Annotated in this window: 16 protein-coding genes and 1 tRNA gene; 8 read left to right on the top strand and 9 right to left on the bottom strand. The window is 64.5% G+C overall.

Features of this window, described 5'->3' with window-relative positions; translation table 11 throughout:
* A partial coding sequence (ftsY, locus tag PSV40_RS05725) for a signal recognition particle-docking protein FtsY (protein ID WP_300535328.1) occupies positions 1–989 on the bottom strand: 989 nt, incomplete at its 3' end.
* A 28-nt stretch (positions 990–1,017) separates the two neighbouring features.
* On the opposite strand from ftsY, the gene PSV40_RS05720 reads away from it, so the two are divergent.
* From PSV40_RS05720 to PSV40_RS05700, 5 genes are all read left to right on the top strand, one after another.
* Entirely contained in the window at positions 1,018–2,505 is a 1,488-nt protein-coding gene (locus PSV40_RS05720; RefSeq protein WP_300535326.1) for a pitrilysin family protein, read from the top strand.
* Positions 2,506–2,630: 125 nt separating this feature from the next.
* The gene (locus tag PSV40_RS05715; protein ID WP_300535323.1) at positions 2,631–3,920 is read left to right on the top strand and encodes a pitrilysin family protein; all 1,290 of its coding nucleotides are present in this window, start codon (positions 2,631–2,633) and stop codon (positions 3,918–3,920) included.
* A 40-nt stretch (positions 3,921–3,960) separates the two neighbouring features.
* Positions 3,961–4,623: a 16S rRNA (guanine(966)-N(2))-methyltransferase RsmD gene (gene rsmD / locus PSV40_RS05710; protein ID WP_300535320.1), complete on the top strand. Its 663-nt coding sequence runs from the start codon at positions 3,961–3,963 to the stop codon at positions 4,621–4,623.
* A 54-nt stretch (positions 4,624–4,677) separates the two neighbouring features.
* Positions 4,678–5,181, top strand: a complete 504-nt coding sequence (coaD, locus tag PSV40_RS05705; RefSeq protein ID WP_300535317.1) for a pantetheine-phosphate adenylyltransferase — start codon at positions 4,678–4,680, stop codon at positions 5,179–5,181.
* Between the two features lie 2 nt (positions 5,182–5,183).
* A complete protein-coding gene (locus PSV40_RS05700) occupies positions 5,184–5,465 on the top strand; it encodes a YfhL family 4Fe-4S dicluster ferredoxin (protein WP_300535315.1) in 282 nt (93 codons plus the stop codon).
* A 623-nt stretch (positions 5,466–6,088) separates the two neighbouring features.
* On the opposite strand, the gene pth is transcribed toward PSV40_RS05700, so the two are convergent.
* The 7 genes from pth to PSV40_RS05665 form a co-directional block, all read right to left on the bottom strand.
* A complete protein-coding gene (gene pth, locus PSV40_RS05695; protein WP_300535312.1) occupies positions 6,089–6,715 on the bottom strand; it encodes an aminoacyl-tRNA hydrolase in 627 nt (208 codons plus the stop codon).
* A gap of 147 nt (positions 6,716–6,862) precedes the next feature.
* Positions 6,863–7,561, bottom strand: coding sequence for a 50S ribosomal protein L25/general stress protein Ctc (locus PSV40_RS05690; RefSeq protein ID WP_300535309.1), 699 nt, complete (start codon positions 7,559–7,561; stop codon positions 6,863–6,865).
* A 140-nt stretch (positions 7,562–7,701) separates the two neighbouring features.
* Positions 7,702–8,676 (bottom strand): ribose-phosphate pyrophosphokinase, encoded by a 975-nt coding sequence (locus PSV40_RS05685; protein ID WP_293594927.1) that lies wholly within the window; start codon positions 8,674–8,676, stop codon positions 7,702–7,704.
* A gap of 246 nt (positions 8,677–8,922) precedes the next feature.
* Positions 8,923–8,999, bottom strand: a tRNA-Gln gene (locus PSV40_RS05680).
* A gap of 106 nt (positions 9,000–9,105) precedes the next feature.
* Positions 9,106–9,999, bottom strand: coding sequence for a 4-(cytidine 5'-diphospho)-2-C-methyl-D-erythritol kinase (ispE, locus tag PSV40_RS05675; protein WP_300535307.1), 894 nt, complete (start codon positions 9,997–9,999; stop codon positions 9,106–9,108).
* Positions 9,999–10,520, bottom strand: a complete 522-nt coding sequence (locus PSV40_RS05670) for a lipoprotein insertase outer membrane protein LolB (protein ID WP_300535304.1) — start codon at positions 10,518–10,520, stop codon at positions 9,999–10,001. The genes ispE and PSV40_RS05670 overlap by 1 nt, the downstream gene beginning before the upstream one ends.
* Positions 10,521–10,526: 6 nt before the next feature.
* On the bottom strand, positions 10,527–12,305 hold the full coding sequence (locus PSV40_RS05665; protein WP_300535302.1) for a tetratricopeptide repeat protein: 1,779 nt from the start codon (positions 12,303–12,305) through the stop codon (positions 10,527–10,529).
* A gap of 64 nt (positions 12,306–12,369) precedes the next feature.
* On the opposite strand from PSV40_RS05665, the gene mutM reads away from it, so the two are divergent.
* From mutM to mutY, 3 genes are all read left to right on the top strand, one after another.
* Complete coding sequence (mutM, locus tag PSV40_RS05660; protein ID WP_300535299.1) at positions 12,370–13,185, top strand: bifunctional DNA-formamidopyrimidine glycosylase/DNA-(apurinic or apyrimidinic site) lyase; 816 nt, start codon at positions 12,370–12,372, stop codon at positions 13,183–13,185.
* Between the two features lie 74 nt (positions 13,186–13,259).
* Positions 13,260–15,230 (top strand): dynamin family protein, encoded by a 1,971-nt coding sequence (locus tag PSV40_RS05655; RefSeq protein ID WP_300535296.1) that lies wholly within the window; start codon positions 13,260–13,262, stop codon positions 15,228–15,230.
* 89 nt (positions 15,231–15,319) lie between these two features.
* Entirely contained in the window at positions 15,320–16,372 is a 1,053-nt protein-coding gene (gene mutY / locus PSV40_RS05650) for an A/G-specific adenine glycosylase (RefSeq protein ID WP_300535333.1), read from the top strand.
* 96 nt (positions 16,373–16,468) lie between these two features.
* Here the strand turns inward: mutY and rapZ are convergent, their stop codons facing one another.
* Entirely contained in the window at positions 16,469–17,341 is an 873-nt protein-coding gene (gene rapZ / locus PSV40_RS05645; protein WP_300535331.1) for an RNase adapter RapZ, read from the bottom strand.
* Between the last annotated feature and the right edge of the window lie 12 nt (positions 17,342–17,353).

The raw sequence follows: 17,353 nt of genomic DNA, 5'->3' as shown, positions 1-17,353 counted from the left end.
GCCAGCACGCCGCCTTTGGCCGTGCCGTCGAGTTTGGTCACGATCAGGCCGGTCAACTGCAGGGTCTCGTCGAAGGCCTTGACCTGGCTCAGCGCGTTCTGCCCGGTGTTGCCGTCAATGACAAGAAGTATTTCGTGGGGTGCCGTGGCATCGGCCTTGCTGACGACACGTTTGATCTTGCGCAGCTCTTCCATCAGGTGCAGTTGCGTCGGCAGGCGCCCGGCGGTGTCCACCAGTACCACGTCCTTGCCGCGTGCCTTGCCGGCGCTGACCGCATCGAAACTCACAGCGGCCGGATCGCCCCCTTCCTGGCTGACGATTTCCACCATGTTCCGGTTGGCCCAGGCTTCGAGCTGCTCCCGCGCAGCGGCACGGAAGGTGTCGGCTGCGGCCAGCAGCACCGACGCGCCTTCGTTGGCCAGGTGGTGCGTGAGTTTGCCGATGGATGTCGTCTTGCCCGCACCGTTGACACCGGCCACCATGATGACCGTGGGTTTGTACTCGCCGATCACCAGGGGCTGCTCCAGCGGCTTGAGCAGTTGGGTGAGCGCTTCGGTCAGGATGTTTTTCACGGCCACCGGGTGCGTGACGCCGCTGTCTTTCACGCGTCGCCTGACTTCATCGAGCAGGTAGGCGGTGGCGCCGGTGCCGGCGTCGGCCATCAGCAGGGCCGACTCCAGGTCTTCATACAGCGCGTCGTCGATGCGGTTGCCGGTGAATACGCCGGAAATGCTGGCGCCGGTCTTGTGCAGGCCCGAGCGCAGCTTGCTGACCCAGTGCTCGCGGTTCGCCGGCACTGCGCCGGGCAACGGAATGTCGATGGGTGTGACCAGCGCACTGCCGATCAGGCCGCCGCCGGGCAGCGCCGGTGTGGCCGCGGCGGGAGGCGCAGCGGGCGCCGCGCTGCCAGGCAGGGCAGGGGGTGACGCCGCTGCCGGCGTGGCCTCCGGGGGGGCAGGGGGCTTTTTTTTCTTGAAGAAACTGAACATTGGTTGTGCTTTGGAGTCACACTATTCTATGAAACACACCACACAGGATTTCATGGGCACGTTTATCCGGTTTCCGGCACCCTCGCGCAACGCTCCTCTTCTCCTTCTTTTCCCTCTTTTCCCCCTGCTCCTCAGCTTCTTTCTGGCCAGCCCCGCGTTGGCCCAGACCGCAGCTCCAGCCACCCCCGTCACCCAGTTCCAGCTGGCCAATGGCCTCACCGTCATCGTCAAGACCGACCGGCGTGCACCCACCGCGGCGCACATGCTCTGGGTGCGGGTCGGCTCCATGGACGAAGTTGACGGCACCACCGGCGTGGCCCATGTGCTGGAACACATGATGTTCAAGGGCACACCCAGCCTGAAGCCGGGTGAGTTTTCACGCCGTGTCGCGGCGCTCGGTGGTCGCGAAAACGCGTTCACTTCCCGGGATGCCACTGGTTATTACCAGCAAATCCCTTCGGGCAAGCTCGAAGAGGTGATGCGCCTGGAGGCCGACCGGTTTGCCCGCAACCAGTGGGCCGACGAGGAGTTCACCAGGGAACTCGAGGTCGTCAAGGAAGAACGCCGCCTGCGCACCGAAGACTCGCCGCGCGCGCTGATGCATGAAGCCGCCAACGCCATGACCTTCGTGGCGTCGCCTTACCGGCGCCCGGTCGTGGGCTGGATGAGCGACCTCGAGGCCATGACGCCCGACGATGCCCGTGCGTTTTACCGGCGCTGGTATGTACCGGCCAATGCGGCCGTGGTGATTGCCGGGGATGTGGATGTGGCGCAGGTGCGGCGACTGGCGGAAAAATACTATGGCGCCGCGGCGGCCCGTCCGGTGCCGCCGCGCAAGCCGCGCATCGAGCCGGTGCAGACCGGCCTGCGCAGGATGGACTTCAAGGCACCGGCCAGCCAGGCCTATGTGAGCTTGTCCTACAAGGTGCCGGGTTTGCAGTCGCCGGTGGATGCCGCGCCGGGAACGGGGGACGCCTTCAACCGCGATGCGCTGGCCCTGACGGTGCTGGCCGCCGTGCTCGACGGTTACAGCGGCGCGCGGCTGGAACGCGCCCTGACCCAGGGTGACAACCGGCTTGCCGACAGTGCCGGCGCGTCCAACGGCCTGATCGGCCGCGGCCCGCAGGTCTTTGTGCTCGATGGCGTGCCGGCCGCCGGAAAAACCGCTGACCAGGTGGCCGACGCCCTGCGCCAGCAGGTGGCGCTGATTGCCCGCGAAGGCGTCAGCGAGGCCGAACTCCAACGTGTCAAGACCCAGTGGGTGGCCAGTGAGACCTACAAACTCGATGCACTGTTCAGCCAGGCCCGCGGACTGGGTGCCTACTGGGTCAACGGCCTGCCGCTCGACACCGACGAGCGCCTGATCAGCCAGCTGCGCAGCATCAGCAGCGCCGAAGTGCGGGCCGTGGCGGCGCGTTATTTCAGCGACGACCAGCTGACCCTCGCCAACTTGCTGCCGCAGCCGCCCGATCCGGGGCGCGTCAAACGTGTGCCTGCCGCGGGGCTGCGGCATTGAGCGCGGTCCGCCCGCGACTGGCGTTTTCTTCCATCCTGATTTCTCCGGGAACTCCTGTGACAAGTGCTATCAAAAAAAGAGCTGTTTGCGCCCTGCTGATAGGGGCTGCAGCCATATTTACTCCCGTGTTTTCATGGGCTGCGATTCCTGTGCAGCACTGGACGCAGCCCGGCGGCGCCCGGGTTTACCTGGTCGAAAGCCCGGCCATCGCCATGGTCGATGTGCAGCTGGACTTCGATGCCGGCAGCCGGCGTGTCGCGGCCGACCAGGCCGGTCTGGCCGGGATCACGGCGTCGCTGCTTTCCAAGGGCGTGGCGGCACGCGGCGGCGAGCCCGCGCTCGATGAAAATGCGCTGGGCGAAGCCTGGGCCGATCTCGGCGCGCAGTTCGGCGCATCGGCGGGCTCCGACCGTTTCAGCTTTTCACTGCGCAGCCTGACCGAGCCGGACCTGCTGAGCCAGGCCATGCGGCTGGCCGCGCGTCAGATCGCGGAACCCTCGTTTCCGGACCCGGTGTGGCAGCGCGACCGCCAGCGCATGCTGGCCCAGCTCAAGGAGGCCTACACCCGGCCCGGCTACCGGGTGGCCCGCGCTTTTTCAGAAGCGGTGTACGGCAGCCATCCCTACGGCCATGAAATCAGCGAAGCCAGCCTGGGGCGCGTCAGCGTGGCCGACATGCGGGCCTTTCATGCGCGCTACATCACGCCCTGCCACGCCCGGGTCAGCATTGTGGGGGCATTGACACGCGCGCAGGCCGACACGCTGGTGACGGGGCTGCTCGCGCGCCTGCCCCAAGGCGACTGTGCGGCAGTGCCGCCGCTGCCGGCGGTGGCCGAGGTGGCGCCGCTGGAGCGCGGGCAGGTGATCACCATCCCGTTTGACTCGGCCCAGGCGCATGTGCTGATGGGCCAGCCCGGCTACAAGCGCAACGACCCTGATTTTTATGCCCTCACCCTGGGCAACTATGTGCTGGGCGGTGGCGGCTTTGTCTCGCGCCTGACCGAAGAGGTGCGCGAAAAACGCGGCCTCAGCTACAGCGTCTCCAGCTATTTTTCGCCGGGCCGCCATGCCGGTGCGTTCACCGTGGGCCTGCAGACGCGACCCGACCAGGCCGCGCAGGCCACCGGGGTCGCCCGTGAGGTGATTGCGAAATTTGTCGCCGAAGGCCCGACACAGGCCGAGCTCCAGGCCGCCAAGGACAACCTGATAGGCGGCTTCCCGCTGCTGATCGATAGTAACCGCAAGCTGCTCGGCAACCTGGCCAACATCGCCTGGAACGACTTGCCGCTCGATTACCTGGACACCTGGACCGACCGCATCGCCAAAGTCAGTGTGGCGGAGGTCAAGGCCGCGTTTGCGCGCAAGCTGCAGCCTGAAAAAATGGTGACTGTTATCCTAGGGTCTGCTTCCCAGTAAACGGCACGTCCTTTTTTGGGATCGTTCCCAAGCGCCGCACATGAAATACACCCCAGCTTCCGACAACAAAACCCCCAAGACTGCCGCCCCGCGCCCGAAATCGGGCAAGGTGGTGGGCCGCAAGTCCGTGCCGCCGGGCGAGATCCGCATCATCGGCGGGCAGTACAAACGCACCAAGCTGCCGGTGGCCAACAAACCCGGCCTGCGCCCGACGCCCGACCGCGTGCGCGAGACCCTGTTCAACTGGCTGGGCCAGGACCTGACCGGCTGGCGCTGCATCGACGTGTTTGCCGGCACCGGCGTGCTGGGTTTTGAAGCCGCCTCGCGCGGCGCTGCCGAGGTGCTGCTGTGCGAGCAGGATGCCGGTCTGGTGGACCAGCTCAAGGCTCTGCAGGCCAGGCTGCACGCCGACATGGTGCGGGTGGAGCGCGGCGACGGCGTTTCCGTTCTCCGGCGCCTGTCCCCCGGCAGCATGCAACTGGTGTTCCTGGACCCGCCGTTTGACTCGCCGCTGTTCGAGCCTGCGCTCAAGGCGGCGGCGCAGGTGGTGGCCGAGCCCGGTTATGTCTACCTCGAGGCGCCGCAAGCCTGGACCGATGAGGCACTGGCCGACTACGGCCTGCAGCTGCATCGCAGCGGCAAGGCCGGCGCGGTGCACTTTCACTTGCTGGTCCGCAAGGGCGTTTCGCTGGAAGGCGCGTAGCCCTGCAGGCGGCAGGGACAGGCGGCCCCACGGTCAGGCGGGCATAATTGCCGCATGGCGACAAGCACCCCGAGTTCCCGTGTGGCGGTTTATTCCGGCACCTTCGACCCCTTCACGCTCGGGCACCAGGACATCGTGCGCCGCGCGGCCGGGCTGTTTGACCGGCTCATCATCGGTGTGGCTGTGGCGCACCACAAGAAAACGCTGTTCAGCCTGGATGCGCGCCTGCAGCAGGTGCGCGAGGAAACGCAGGGCATGGCCAACGTCAGCGTCCTGCCGTTCGACGGCCTGATCATGGATTTTTGCGCGGCCCAGCAGGCCGTGGCCGTGGTGCGCGGCGTGCGCCACCTCACCGATTTTGACTACGAGGCGCAGATGGCCGCGATGAACCGCAAGCTGCGGCCCCAGGTGGAAACCGTGTTTTTGCTGCCGGACGCGCCGCTGCAATGTATCAGCAGCACGCTGGTGCGCGAGATCAGCAAGCTCGGCGGCGATGTGGGCCAGATGGTCAGCGCCAATGTCGCCATCGCCCTGCAGCAGGCGCAGAAAGAGGGCTGACCATGGCCTTGCTGATCACCGACGAGTGCATCAACTGCGACGTGTGCGAACCCGAATGCCCGAACCAGGCGATTTACCTGGGCAAGGAAATCTACGAGATCGACCCGCAACGCTGCACCGAGTGCGTCGGGCATTTCGATGAGCCGCAATGTGTGCAGGTCTGCCCGGTGGCGTGTATTCCCGTCAACCCGGCCTTCATCGAAGACCATGAAACGCTCTGGCAGAAGTACCAGCGCTTGCAGGCGGAGCAGCCTGTGGCGGCGGTGGAATCGCGTTCTTCATAGTTTTTTTGGCCTCCAGCCCTTGTCTGGTGGGCGCAAGAGGCTATTGAATTCATAGCAACCTCTTCCCGCATCTGTCATCCCGGACGTGATCCGGGATCCATGGGGGCGCTCCTCTGACTCCGTTCGGGCCGAGCTTGCCGAAGGGTCGAAGCCTTTTTTCCTTCAATCTTTTTAGTTCGCTAATGCTTGTTGGCCGGGGGTTGCCCGGCGGCAAGTAACTTTCTTTTGCGTCAAAAGAAAGTCACCAAAGAAAAGGCGACCCGATGGTCTGGGTCCCTCCGCTTCGCTGCGGGCAACCTCCGGTGCTTGGTAAAAGCGGGGCCTCGCTCGAACTCGGCTTCGCCTCAGACAATCGCGAGCCCTTATCCGCTTTTGCCTGCGCTCCTCGGCCCAGCCCGACGGGTGGGGGCACAAATGCGGGCTCGGGATCGGGTGCGGGGAGACATGACGCGCGAAGCGCGTCATGTCGGAGCCAAGCGGCCGCCACGTTTGCACGCGGTGGCAGCACACGCGGCCAATGAAGTCCCCCTCCATCGCCCAGCGGGGCGAGGGCAGGGGTGAGGGGTGGGAGTGGGGAGTCGGAACTACTGTCCGGGGCAGACTGCTGTCGCAGCGTGAAGCCGCTAATCGTTGACGGAGTCGTCAGGCTCAGGCTTGCGCGGCGGCTTGGGCCGCTGCGGGGCGCTGGTGTGGATCAGCATGGTGGCTTTTTCCATCTCGCCGGCCAGCAGGTCGGGCACGGCCTTGAGCGCGCGCGCGATGCTGTCCTCGATCGCCGCGCGGTGTTCCTGGGACGGTTTTTTCAGCACCCAGTTGATGACTTCGGACTTCACGCCCGGGTGGCCGACGCCTATGCGCAGGCGCCAGTAGTCGCCCGTGCCCAGCTGGGCATGGATGTCGCGCAGGCCGTTGTGCCCGGCGTGGCTGCCGCCGAACTTGAGCTTGGCCTGGCCGGGCACGATGTCGAGCTCGTCATGGGCCACCAGGATCTCTTCGGGCGCGATCTTGAAAAAACGCGCCAGCGCCGCCACCGACTTGCCCGACAGGTTCATGAAGGTCAGCGGCTCGAGCAGCCAGACGGTCTGGCCCTTGATGGTGGTGCGGCCGACGCGGCCGTGGTAGTTCTTGTCGAGTGCCAGGCTCAGCTTGAGTTCGCGCGCCAGCGCCTCGGTCCACCAGAAACCGGCGTTGTGGCGGGTCGCCTCGTATTCAGGGCCGGGGTTTCCCAAGCCTACAAAAAGTTTGATCATGCTGTGTGATGAGAGGGAAAAAGCGGTCTGCAGGTGGGGCCCGCCACCGGATTATGGGTGCAGCAAGACCTTCTCCCAAGAAAAACGGCCCTTGACCTCCGGGGAGGACAAGGGCCGCGGGCCGTTTCAGGCCAGTGCCGTCATGAATTACTTCTTGGCAGCAGGCTTGGCAGCGTCAGACTTGGCGCCGGCTTTGGCTTCCTTGGCGGCAGCGGCCTTGGCGGCCTTGGGATCCACAGGCGCGGCAGCAGCAGCAGCAGCGGCGGCATCGGCTTCAGCTTCTTCCGAAACGGCAGAAACCGACACCAGCACCGGGTTGTCCAGGCCGCCTTTGGCGACAAACTTCACGCCTTTGGGCAGCGTGATGTCCTTGACGTGCAGCGAAGTGCCTTTTTTCAGGCCGCTCAGATCGACGGCGATGAATTCAGGCAGGTCTTTGGGCAGGCAGGAAATGCTCAGCTCGGTCAGCACGTGGTTGACCAGGCAGTTTTCGGCCTTGACCGCAGGGGACTCTTCCTGGCCGCTGTAGTGCAGTGGCACTTTCATGGTCAGGCGGGTCTTCGCGTCGACGCGCTGGAAGTCGATGTGCAGGACCAGTTGCTTGAACGGGTGCATCTGCAGATCGCGCAGCAAGACCTTTTGTGTCTTGCCTTCCAGTTCCATCTCGAGGACGGAAGCGTGGAAAGCTTCTTTCTTGATGGCGTGCCACAGTGCGTTGTGATCGAGTTCGATCAGCGACGGTTCACCGGTGCCACCGTAAACGATACCGGGCGTGCGGCCCGTGATGCGGAGACGGCGGCTCGCACCCGTACCCTGCTTGGCGCGCTCAAAAGCGACGAATTTCATAATCTTCTCCAAAAGAGGTGGGCCGCGACCAGCTCACCCCGACATTGGAAAATTCCATCCATCCGGTTCCGGATTTCTGAAACTTTCCGTAAAAAAGCTGCTGCAGCATGGTGCTGCGGCAGCCGGCTTTTTGTCCTGGATCAGAACAGGTTGTCCTGGTCCGAGAACAAACTCATGACCGACTCACCGTTGGCGATGCGCTGGATTGTCTCGGCAATCAGCGGCGCCACGGAGAGCTGGCGAATTTTCTTGCAGTCCTGCGCGGCCTGGCTCAGGGGAATGGTGTTGGTGATCACCACTTCGTCGAGGGCTTCGCCCTGCGCAATGCGTTCAATCGCGGGGCCCGAAAATATCGGGTGCGTGCAATAGGCGTACACCTTTTTGGCGCCGCGCTCCTTGAGCACCTCGGCGGCCTTGACCAGCGTGCCGGCCGTGTCGATCATGTCGTCCATGATGACGCAGTTGCGCCCGTCGATGTCGCCGATCACGTGCATGACTTCCGACACATTGGCCTTGGGCCGGCGCTTGTCGATGATCGCCATGTCGCAGCCGAGCTGTTTGGCCAGGGCGCGGGCACGCACCACGCCGCCGACGTCGGGCGACACCACCATCAGGTCGTTGTAGTTTTTCTGGCGCAGGTCGCCCAGCAGCACGGGCGAGGCGTAGATGTTGTCCACCGGGATGTCAAAAAAGCCCTGGATCTGGTCGGCGTGCAGGTCCATGGTCAGCACGCGCGAGACACCGACGGCCTGCAGCATGTTGGCCACCACCTTGGCGCTGATGGGCACGCGTGCCGAACGCGGGCGGCGGTCCTGCCGGGCGTAGCCGAAGTAGGGGATCACCGCGGAAATGCGCTCGGCCGAGGCACGCTTGAGCGCGTCGACCATGATCAGCAGTTCCATCAGGTTTTCATTGGTCGGCGCGCAGGTGGACTGCACCACAAACACGTCACGCGCCCGCACATTCTGCTGGATCTCGACCGTGACTTCTCCGTCGGAAAAACGTCCCACATGGGCGGCTCCCAGCGAAATGCCCAGATGCTGGGCGATCTCGGATGCCATGCTCGGATTGGCATTGCCCGTGAAAAGCATGAAGTCGGAGTGGTGCGGTTGCATGTGTGGCCCAGCGGGTGTCCAGGAAGAAAACGTTGCTGAATGGATAAAAGCAGTAAGCGCACTGACAACACGGACGCCCTGTGTCCGTTCCATGTCAATGCGGCTTCTGGCCATTTCCTGCCCAGCCAATTCAGTGGCTGAATTGCGCAGGCAGAGCCTTCACCGGAGACACTCAACAGTCAGCGAGCACGGCCCCCGTTGTCGGGTGGCCTAAAAACACGGGCCCCACATGGGACCCGAAAATTTTGGCAGGGGTGGAAGGATTCGAACCTGCGAATGCCGGAATCAAAATCCGGTGCCTTAACCAACTTGGCGACACCCCTACACAGGTAGATTGTCGGAGCTGAAAACTGTCAAAGACAGATGTCAGGGGACCGGCAACCAACCCTTTAATCGTTGTTTCTGGAAACACATTCCATGGCCCTTATCTTACCAACCGGCCAGAGGATGTGCATCCAGGTTGCTGCACTTTCGGACCTGCCAGTCGCCCGGGGCGACCGCGAGTTCCATCTCGTGCGGCATATGCGCAAATACAGCACTTCCCGAGCCAGTCATGCGACCTTGCAAATGCTGCATGGACAGCCAATCGAGTGATTGGCCAACCTGCGGACACAAGGCCTGCGCGACTGGCTGCAAGTCGTTATGGCCGAATTCGTAAACAGAGCCATTTGCGTTTGCAGCAAAGCCTCGGATTGTAGCAGTTTCTGTATCGCGTTTGAGCCCGGGCGAGCGGAAAATGGCGTCGGTCGGCAGCCCGGCGGCGGGCTTGACCACGACAAAACGGGCGGCGGGCAGGGCCAGCGGCGTGATCTTTTCACCGACACCTTCCACCCAGGCGTGGCCGCCGCTGAGGAAAAACGGCACGTCGGCACCGAGGCCGAGAGCGATGGCCTGCAGTTGCTCCGGCGGCAGCCTGACGCCCCACAGGCGCTGCAGGCTCAAGAGGCAACTGGCCGCATCGGAGGAGCCGCCGCCCATGCCGGCCTGGGATGGAATACGTTTTTCCAGCCCGATGTGCACGCCCAGCTTGGTGCCTGACGCGTGTTGCAGTGCGCGCGCAGCACGCACCACCAGGTCTTCGGCCGGCAGCGCCTCGCTGGCCTCGCTGCCAAGGTCGGCGCGTGTGATCTGGCCATCCTGGCGCAACTCGAAATGCAGGGTGTCACACCAGTCGATCAGCATGAAGACCGACTGCAGCAGGTGGTAGCCGTCGGGACGGCGCCCGGTGATGTGCAGAAACAGGTTGAGTTTGGCCGGCGCCGCGACGTCGTAGATCGCCTTCAGCGGCGGGGCCGAAGCAGGGCGCGACAGTCCGGCTTGCATCAGGGCGCCGCCAGTACGATGCGCAGGTCGGAGCGCGGTTGCGGCAGCGTCCGGCTGGCCGAGATACGGCCCTCGGCCTGTTGCGACAGATCGGCCTTCCAGCCGTCCGCGGCGGTGTTTTTGCCGTCCAGCCAGTCGAACAGCGCGGGCAGCGGCACGGCTGCGCCAGTGGCTTTTTCAATCAGTTCGTCGACCGTGGCAAAGCGCTGGATCTGGTTGCCGGAATCAAGCACCGCCTCCCGCGGCGACCAGCGCAGCACGGCCAGGCTGTTGCCCAGCGGGCTGTTCAGCGTCAACTCGCCCTGCGTGGGGTTGCCCCTGAGTTCGAAGCCGGCAAAAAAAGCCTGGGGTGGCTCGCTTTGCACCTGCAGGCTGATGCGGCCTGCCCAGAATGATTTTTTTTCATCATTTTGGTCTGCAGCCCTTGGCGGGCTTGCGCAACCAGCTATGAAAAATGTAGTAAATAGCAGGCTCACCAGCAGAGCGGCCGACCGGCGCAGCGGGGCGTCAAAGAGGGGCATGGCGGCTTACAGCCTGACGCGAAGGCGTTTGAGCGTTTCGAGCAGCGTCTCGTTCTCGGCGTTGAGCAGCATGCCTTCCTTCCAGATGGCCAAGGCCCTGTCGCGCTGACCCAGGCTCCAGAGCACCTCGCCGAAGTGCGCGGCGATCTCGGCGTCGGGCTTGGCCTTGTAGGCGGCCTCAAAAATTCTCAAGGCTTCGGCCTTGTTGCCCATGCGGAACTCCACCCAGCCCAGGCTGTCCTTGATGAAGGGGTCCTCGGGCGCGTACTCCAGCGCCTTGAGGATCAGTTGTTTGGCCTCGGGCAGCCGCACGTTCCGATCGGCCAGCGAGTACCCCAGCGCGTTGTAGGCGTGGTGGTAGTCGGGCTTGCGTTCCACCACCTGGCGCAGCAGGCGTTCCATTTCCGGCAGCGCATTGAGCTTTTCGGCCATCATGGCCTGGTCGTAGAGAAGCTCGGGTTCGTCCGGGAACTGCGTGACGGCCTGCGCCAGCAACTCGTAAGCGCTGCGGTATTCCTTTTGCTCGCGCAGCAGGTTGACCTCGGCCATCAGCTTGATGCGTTTGTCATCGGCGTTGCGCTCAGGCAATTTCCGGATCAGCTGGCGGGCCTCGGCGAGTTTGCCCTGCCGGGCCAGCAGTGAAGCGCGGCGCACTTGGGCCTGGACCAGTTCCTGCGCATCGGGAATTTTGTTGATCCAGTTTTCCGCTGCGGCGAAATCCCTGCGTTTTTCAGCAATCTGCGCGAGCGACAGGTAGGCCTGGGACAGGCCGCGACTGGTCTGTGGCTGGGCTTCACCCTGGCCGGCCAGTTCGAGATAGCGCAGCAGCGAAGTCTGCGCTGCCGCCAGCTGGTTGTCCTGCAACTGCAGGGAGCCCAGCACCAGCCAGCCTTCGGGGTACTCGGGCTTGTCGCGCGTGACCAGCAGCAGCTGCGCGCTGGCTTCGGCATAACGCTGGGCATCGAGCAGGCCGCGGGCATAGGCCATGCGCATTTCAGGCACGGCCTTGGGGTTGCCCGCCAGGTATTTCTGGACCAGGGCCTCGGCGCGCGGCAGTTTGGGGTCCATCAGTTCCAGTGCCAGCAGGGTCGGCCCTTCAGCCGCGGGGTCGATGGCCTGCCCGCGTTCGGCTGCCTCCAGCGCGCCGGGCTGTTCGCCGGCGGCCAGCCGCATGCGCCCGACGGCGGTCCAGGCGGCTGCGCCCGTGGCGGGGGCCTTGAGCTCGTCGGCCAGTGCCTGCTCGAGCACGCTGGCGGCGAGTTTTTTGTCGCCGACACGGGCAAAAAATCGTGGCAGGCTGGTGATGGCCTGCGGGCGTTCGACCTGGGGCGTGAGCTTCACTTCGTTTTTAAGCGGCTCCGTGGTCTCGGTGATGCGATTCAGCGCCAGCAGGATTTGCAGCACATAACGATTGGCTTCCCGCGAGGCCGGCTGGGCCTGGCGCCAGGCCTGCGCCGCCTGCAGCGCCGCGTCGCCCGAGCGCGATTGCAGGGCGATGTCGGCCGCGCGCTGGTACAGCTGGGCGTCGTTGGTTTTTCGGGCAGCGTCCAGCATCAGTGCAAAACCGCTCGGTGCATCACCTTCGCGTGCCGTGAGTTCACCAAGCAGTACCTGGTAGAACAGCTCCCCGTCCAGGCTGGAAGGCACGGGGGTGAGGGATTGGGCCGCGGCCGGCGCCTCAGGCTGGGCAGCGGGTGGCAAGGCCGGGGCAGGCTGGGCGGTCTGAGCCCACAGCACCGGAACTGCCAGGCAAAGTGCACTGAAAACGCTGATAAGTTGTTTCATCGGACCATGATAATTGAAGCCCTGCGCCCATGTAGGCGTGTTTCCTGATTGCCCCGAGTTGCCCATGCCCGAATTGCCCGAAGTCGAAGTCACCCGCCTGAGTTTTGCCAGTCGCATTGCCGGTGCAAAAATACTGGGCCTGCAGTTGGGCAAGCCGCTGCGCTGGCCTCTGGGCTGCGATGCCGCGCGTCTGACCGGGCACACCGTGCGCGAGGTCCGCCGGCGCGGCAAATACCTGCTGCTCGACACCACCGGCGGCCTGCTGCTGATCCATCTGGGCATGTCCGGCAGCCTGGGTTTCGCTGCAGACTTGCCGCCGCCTGGAAAACACGACCATTTTGACCTGCGCACCACGGCAGGCACCTTGCGATTGCACGACCCGCGCCGCTTTGGCGCCGTGGTGTACGCGCCTGCCGAGCACGACGCTGCCGCGCAAAAACTTCTGGGCCGGCTGGGTGTGGAGCCGCTGACGGACGGTTTTGACGCGCTGGCCTTCTACCGCGCGCTGCAAGGCAGAAAAACGGCGATCAAGCAGGTGCTGCTGGCCGGCGAGATCGTGGTCGGAGTCGGCAACATCTATGCGTCGGAAGCACTGTTCATGGCCGGCATCCGTCCGACCGTGCGTGCGGGGCGGCTGAGCAAGCCCCGCGCCGCCCGGCTGCATGCGGCGATTCGCAGCGTGCTGGCACAAGCGCTTGCAAAAGGCGGCAGCACCCTGAAGGATTTTTCCAACGCCATGGGCGAGAGCGGCTACTTCCAGCTCGAAGCCATGGTTTACGACCGGGCCGGCCTTCCCTGCAAGCTGTGCGCGGCGCCGATCCGCATGCTCCGGCAGGGGCAACGTTCCACTTTCTACTGTGTCAACTGTCAGAAACCCTGAACACCCGTCCCGCCCGGGGCTGACCGTTTCCGGTGGGCGATGCTATATTGATCGGTCTATGTCCACGGCGCACCATGTCTTTTAACCAACAATTTGACCAGCACGGCGCCTGGCGGCGCGAGTTTGCCTTGCGTCTGAAGCTTTTGTCCGAATGGATGAAGGGCCACGATCTGCTCAACGCCGCCGTGGAAGAACGCCTGCTTCGGCTGGAGTCGCAGGTGCGCTCTGACAAGGTCATGGTGGCTTTTGTCGCCGAATTTTCGCGCGGTAAGTCCGAGCTGATCAATGCGATCTTTTTCGCCGGTTACGGCCGGCGCATCATGCCGGCCAGTGCCGGCCGCACCACCATGTGCCCGACCGAACTGGGCTACGACGCGGACTCGCCGCCCTGCCTGCGCCTGCTGCCCATCGAGACCCGGCTCAAGCCGCAGGCCCTGATGGAATGGCGCATGGTTCCCGAAAAATGGACTCGTGTCGACCTTGATGTGAACGATCCGGTCAAGCTGTCAAAGGCGCTGGAAAAGGTGGCCGAAGTCCGCCATGTCACGCAGGACGAGGCGCGCGCGCTGGGGTTCTGGCATGACGACGCGCCGCAGGACAATCCGCGGGTCAATGCCGACGGTCTGGTCGAGGTGCCCAAGTGGCGCCATGCGCTGATCAATATCGCCCACCCGCTGCTCAAGCAGGGGCTGGTGATTCTGGATACCCCGGGGCTCAACGCCATCGGCGCCGAGCCGGAACTCACGGTGAGCCTGATTCCGCAGGCCCATGCGGTGGTCTTCATCCTGGCGGCCGACACCGGCGTGACCAAATCCGACCTGGCCATCTGGCGTGAACACCTGATTACCGAAGGTGACGACAACGATGCCCGCCTGGTGGTGCTTAACAAGATCGACACCCTGTGGGACGCCCTGAGCTCGCCCGCGCAGATCCAGGCCCAGATCGACCGCCAGCGTGCAAGCTCGGCGGAAATTCTCGGGCTGCCGGTGGCCCAGGTCATTCCCGTCTCGGCCCAGAAAGGCCTGGTCGCCAAAGTCACAGGGGATGACAAGCTGCTGCAGGCCAGCTGCCTGCCCGGGCTGGAACTCGCCCTGGCGCAGGGCGTGATGGGGCAGCGACAGAAAATACTGCGCTCTGCGGTGGCCGCCGGCATTGTCGAGTTGCGCGCTGAAGCCGGCCGCGTCATCCACATCCGCCGCCGCGACCTGGCCGAGCAGATGATCGAGCTGCGCGGTTTGCGCGGCAAGAACGACTCGGTCATCAAACACATGCGTTCGCGCATCGAGCAGGAGCAGGCCGAATTCAACGCCAGCGGCGCCAAGATACAGGCCGTGCGTTCCATCCACCTCAAGCTGCTCAGGGAAGTGTTCCACCTGCTGGGCACACCGACCCTCAAGACGGAGCTGGCCGAACTGACTGACGCGCTCAAGCAGCCCGGCATCAAGCTGGGCGTCAAGAAAGCCTATGGCCAGACCTTTGCGCGGCTGCGCGAAGGCCTGCAGAAAGCCCAAACCACCAGCGCTGACATCCAGCGCATGCTGGGCGGATCGTTCAAGCAGCTCAATGCAGAGTTCGGTTTTTCCCTGCAGGCGCCCAAAGAGCCCGAAATGAGCCGTTTCCTGGTGGACCTGGAGCAGATCGAACGCAGCCACCTGCAATACCTGGGCGTGGCCAACATCCTCAAGCTGGCGCAGCCGGATTTTTCCGAACGGCTGGTGCGGGCCCTGGCCACGCGGCTGCGCGTGGTCTACGAGACCGCGCTGGGCGAGGTCGAGTTGTGGAACAAGTCGGCCGCTTCCCAGCTCGATGCCCAGCTCAAGGAGCGCCGGAAAAACTTCAGCCGCCGTATCGAGGCGATCGAACGCATCCAGCAGGCCGCCACCGGCCTGGACGAACGCATTGCTGAAATTGCCGCTCATGAACGGGCGCTCGATGAACTCGACGGCAAGCTCGACGTACTGACGGACCAGCTCGTGCATGCACCGGCAAGTCTGCATGACCCGGCTCTGGCGGCCCCGGCCGCAGCAATGATCCAGGCCGCCTGAGCGCGGGCATGGCCCTGACATCCACACCCGGCGCCGGTGTGCCCTCGCTGCTTTCCGGGGCGACCGAAACGGGTTTGCAGGCGGCGGCACTGGGGAGCCGGTTTTCCACGCAGGTCGTGCGCTGGCAGAAAAGCCACGGACGCCACAGCCTGCCTTGGCAAAACACGCGTGACCCTTACCGCGTCTGGCTGTCCGAGATCATGCTGCAGCAAACGCAGGTGGCCACGGTGCTCGACTACTACACGCGTTTCCTGGCGCGGTTTCCGGCGGTGACCGATCTGGCCGCTGCCGCGCAGGACGATGTGCTGGGTTTGTGGAGCGGGCTGGGTTATTACAGCCGGGCCAGAAACCTGCACCGCTGTGCGCAGGACGTCGTGCGCCTGCATGACGGGCAGTTTCCGCAGACGGCGGAGCTGCTGCAAACCCTGCCCGGCATCGGGCCTTCGACCGCAGCGGCCATCGCCTCTTTCTGCTTTTCGCAGCGGGTGGCCATTCTGGACGGCAACGTCAAGCGGGTGCTGACACGGGTCACCGCGTTTTCCGGCGACCTGGCGTCCAGCGCGCAGGAGCGGGCGCTGTGGGCCATCGCCACCGAGCTGCTGCCGCGCCGCCAGCTGCCTGAAACCATGCCGCGTTACACCCAGGGCCTGATGGATTTGGGCGCCACGATTTGCACAACCCGCCAGCCTTCCTGCCTGCTGTGCCCGCTGCAGGGCATGTGCCGGGGCTTGGCCAGCGGCATGCCGGAAAGTTTCCCGGTCAAGACCCGCAAGCTCAAGCGCAGCGCGCAGTCACTCGCGCTGCTGTGGGCAGAAAAATCCGACGGCAGCGTGTGGCTGGAACGCCGCGCTGCGCCCGGCATCTGGGGCGGCCTTTATTGTTTTCCGGTGTTCGGCAGCGAAGAGGATCTGCTGGCGGCCTTGCCCGCGTCCCTGCAGACCCGCCTGACAGCGATCAAGCCTTTTGTGCATGTGCTGACCCACAAGGACTTGCGCCTGTCGCCCATGGTGCTGGCGCTGTCGGCCCGGGAGGCCAGAAGCACCCGCCTGCCGGGCACGGGTACCTGGTTTGCGCGGGACACCTGGGAGGCGCTGGGACTGCCGGCACCGATCAGGAAGTTGCTCACGCAGCGGGAGTCCTGATTTTTCATGGTTGTTGATGAAAAAGTCCTCCAGCCCTTGATGGGCGGGCGCAGGCAGCTATCAAAATGAGAGTAAACCAGCCTGCGGCGGCCAGGCTCACGGCGCGGCGTCGAGTTCCCGGTGGCGCTTGAGGGTGACCCAGTGCGGGCCAAAGGCCTGCGCCAGCTGCTCGACCAGGTAGACCGAGCGGTGCTGGCCGCCGGTGCAGCCGATGGCCACCGTCACATAGCTGCGGTGGTCGCGGGCCAGCGCCTGCAGCCAGTGGCCGATGAACTGCTCGATGTGGCGGAACATGTCGGCCACCTCGGGGTAGCCTTGCAGGTAGCTCACCACCGCTTCGTCCTTGCCGGTCAGGCGACGCAATTCCGGTTCGTAGTGCGGATTGGGCAACATGCGCACATCAAACACGTAGTCGGCGTCGACGGGCACGCCGCGCTTGAAGGCAAACGATTCAAATACCAGGGTCAGTTGGGTGGCCGGTGAGGAAATCAGCGCCTTCACGTAGCCCTGCAGCTGGGACGGCCGGATCATGCTGGTGTCGATGACATGGGCATGCTCGCGCAACTCGCCGAGCAGCTCGCGCTCCTCGCCAATCGCATCGACCAGGGCTCGCTGCTGGTCCAGGTCGTCCCGCCGCGACAGCGGGTGCATGCGTCGGGTTTCCGAAAAGCGCCGCACCAGCGTGTCCGTGCTGGCGTCGAGAAACACCGATTGCACCGCCACGCCCTCTTCCCTCATTTGCGCCAGTTGCAGTGGCACCAGCGGCAGCGAGGTGGCGCTGCGCACGTCCATCGCGATCGCCACCTTGCTGGCGCCGTGCTGCTTTTCCAGCGCCACAAAAGGCAGCAACAGCTCAGGCGGCAGGTTGTCCACGCAGTAGTAGCCCGCGTCTTCCAGGGCATGCAGTGCGATGGATTTGCCGGAACCGGACATGCCGGTGATCAGTACCATGTCCATATCCGGGGCCATGTCCGGGGTGGG

The sequence above is a fragment of the Polaromonas sp. genome, from assembly GCF_029945925.1.
Classification (GTDB): domain Bacteria; phylum Pseudomonadota; class Gammaproteobacteria; order Burkholderiales; family Burkholderiaceae_C; genus Polaromonas.
Note: the sequence above shows the minus strand (reverse complement) of the source record. Positions and strands in the feature narration are given on the sequence as shown.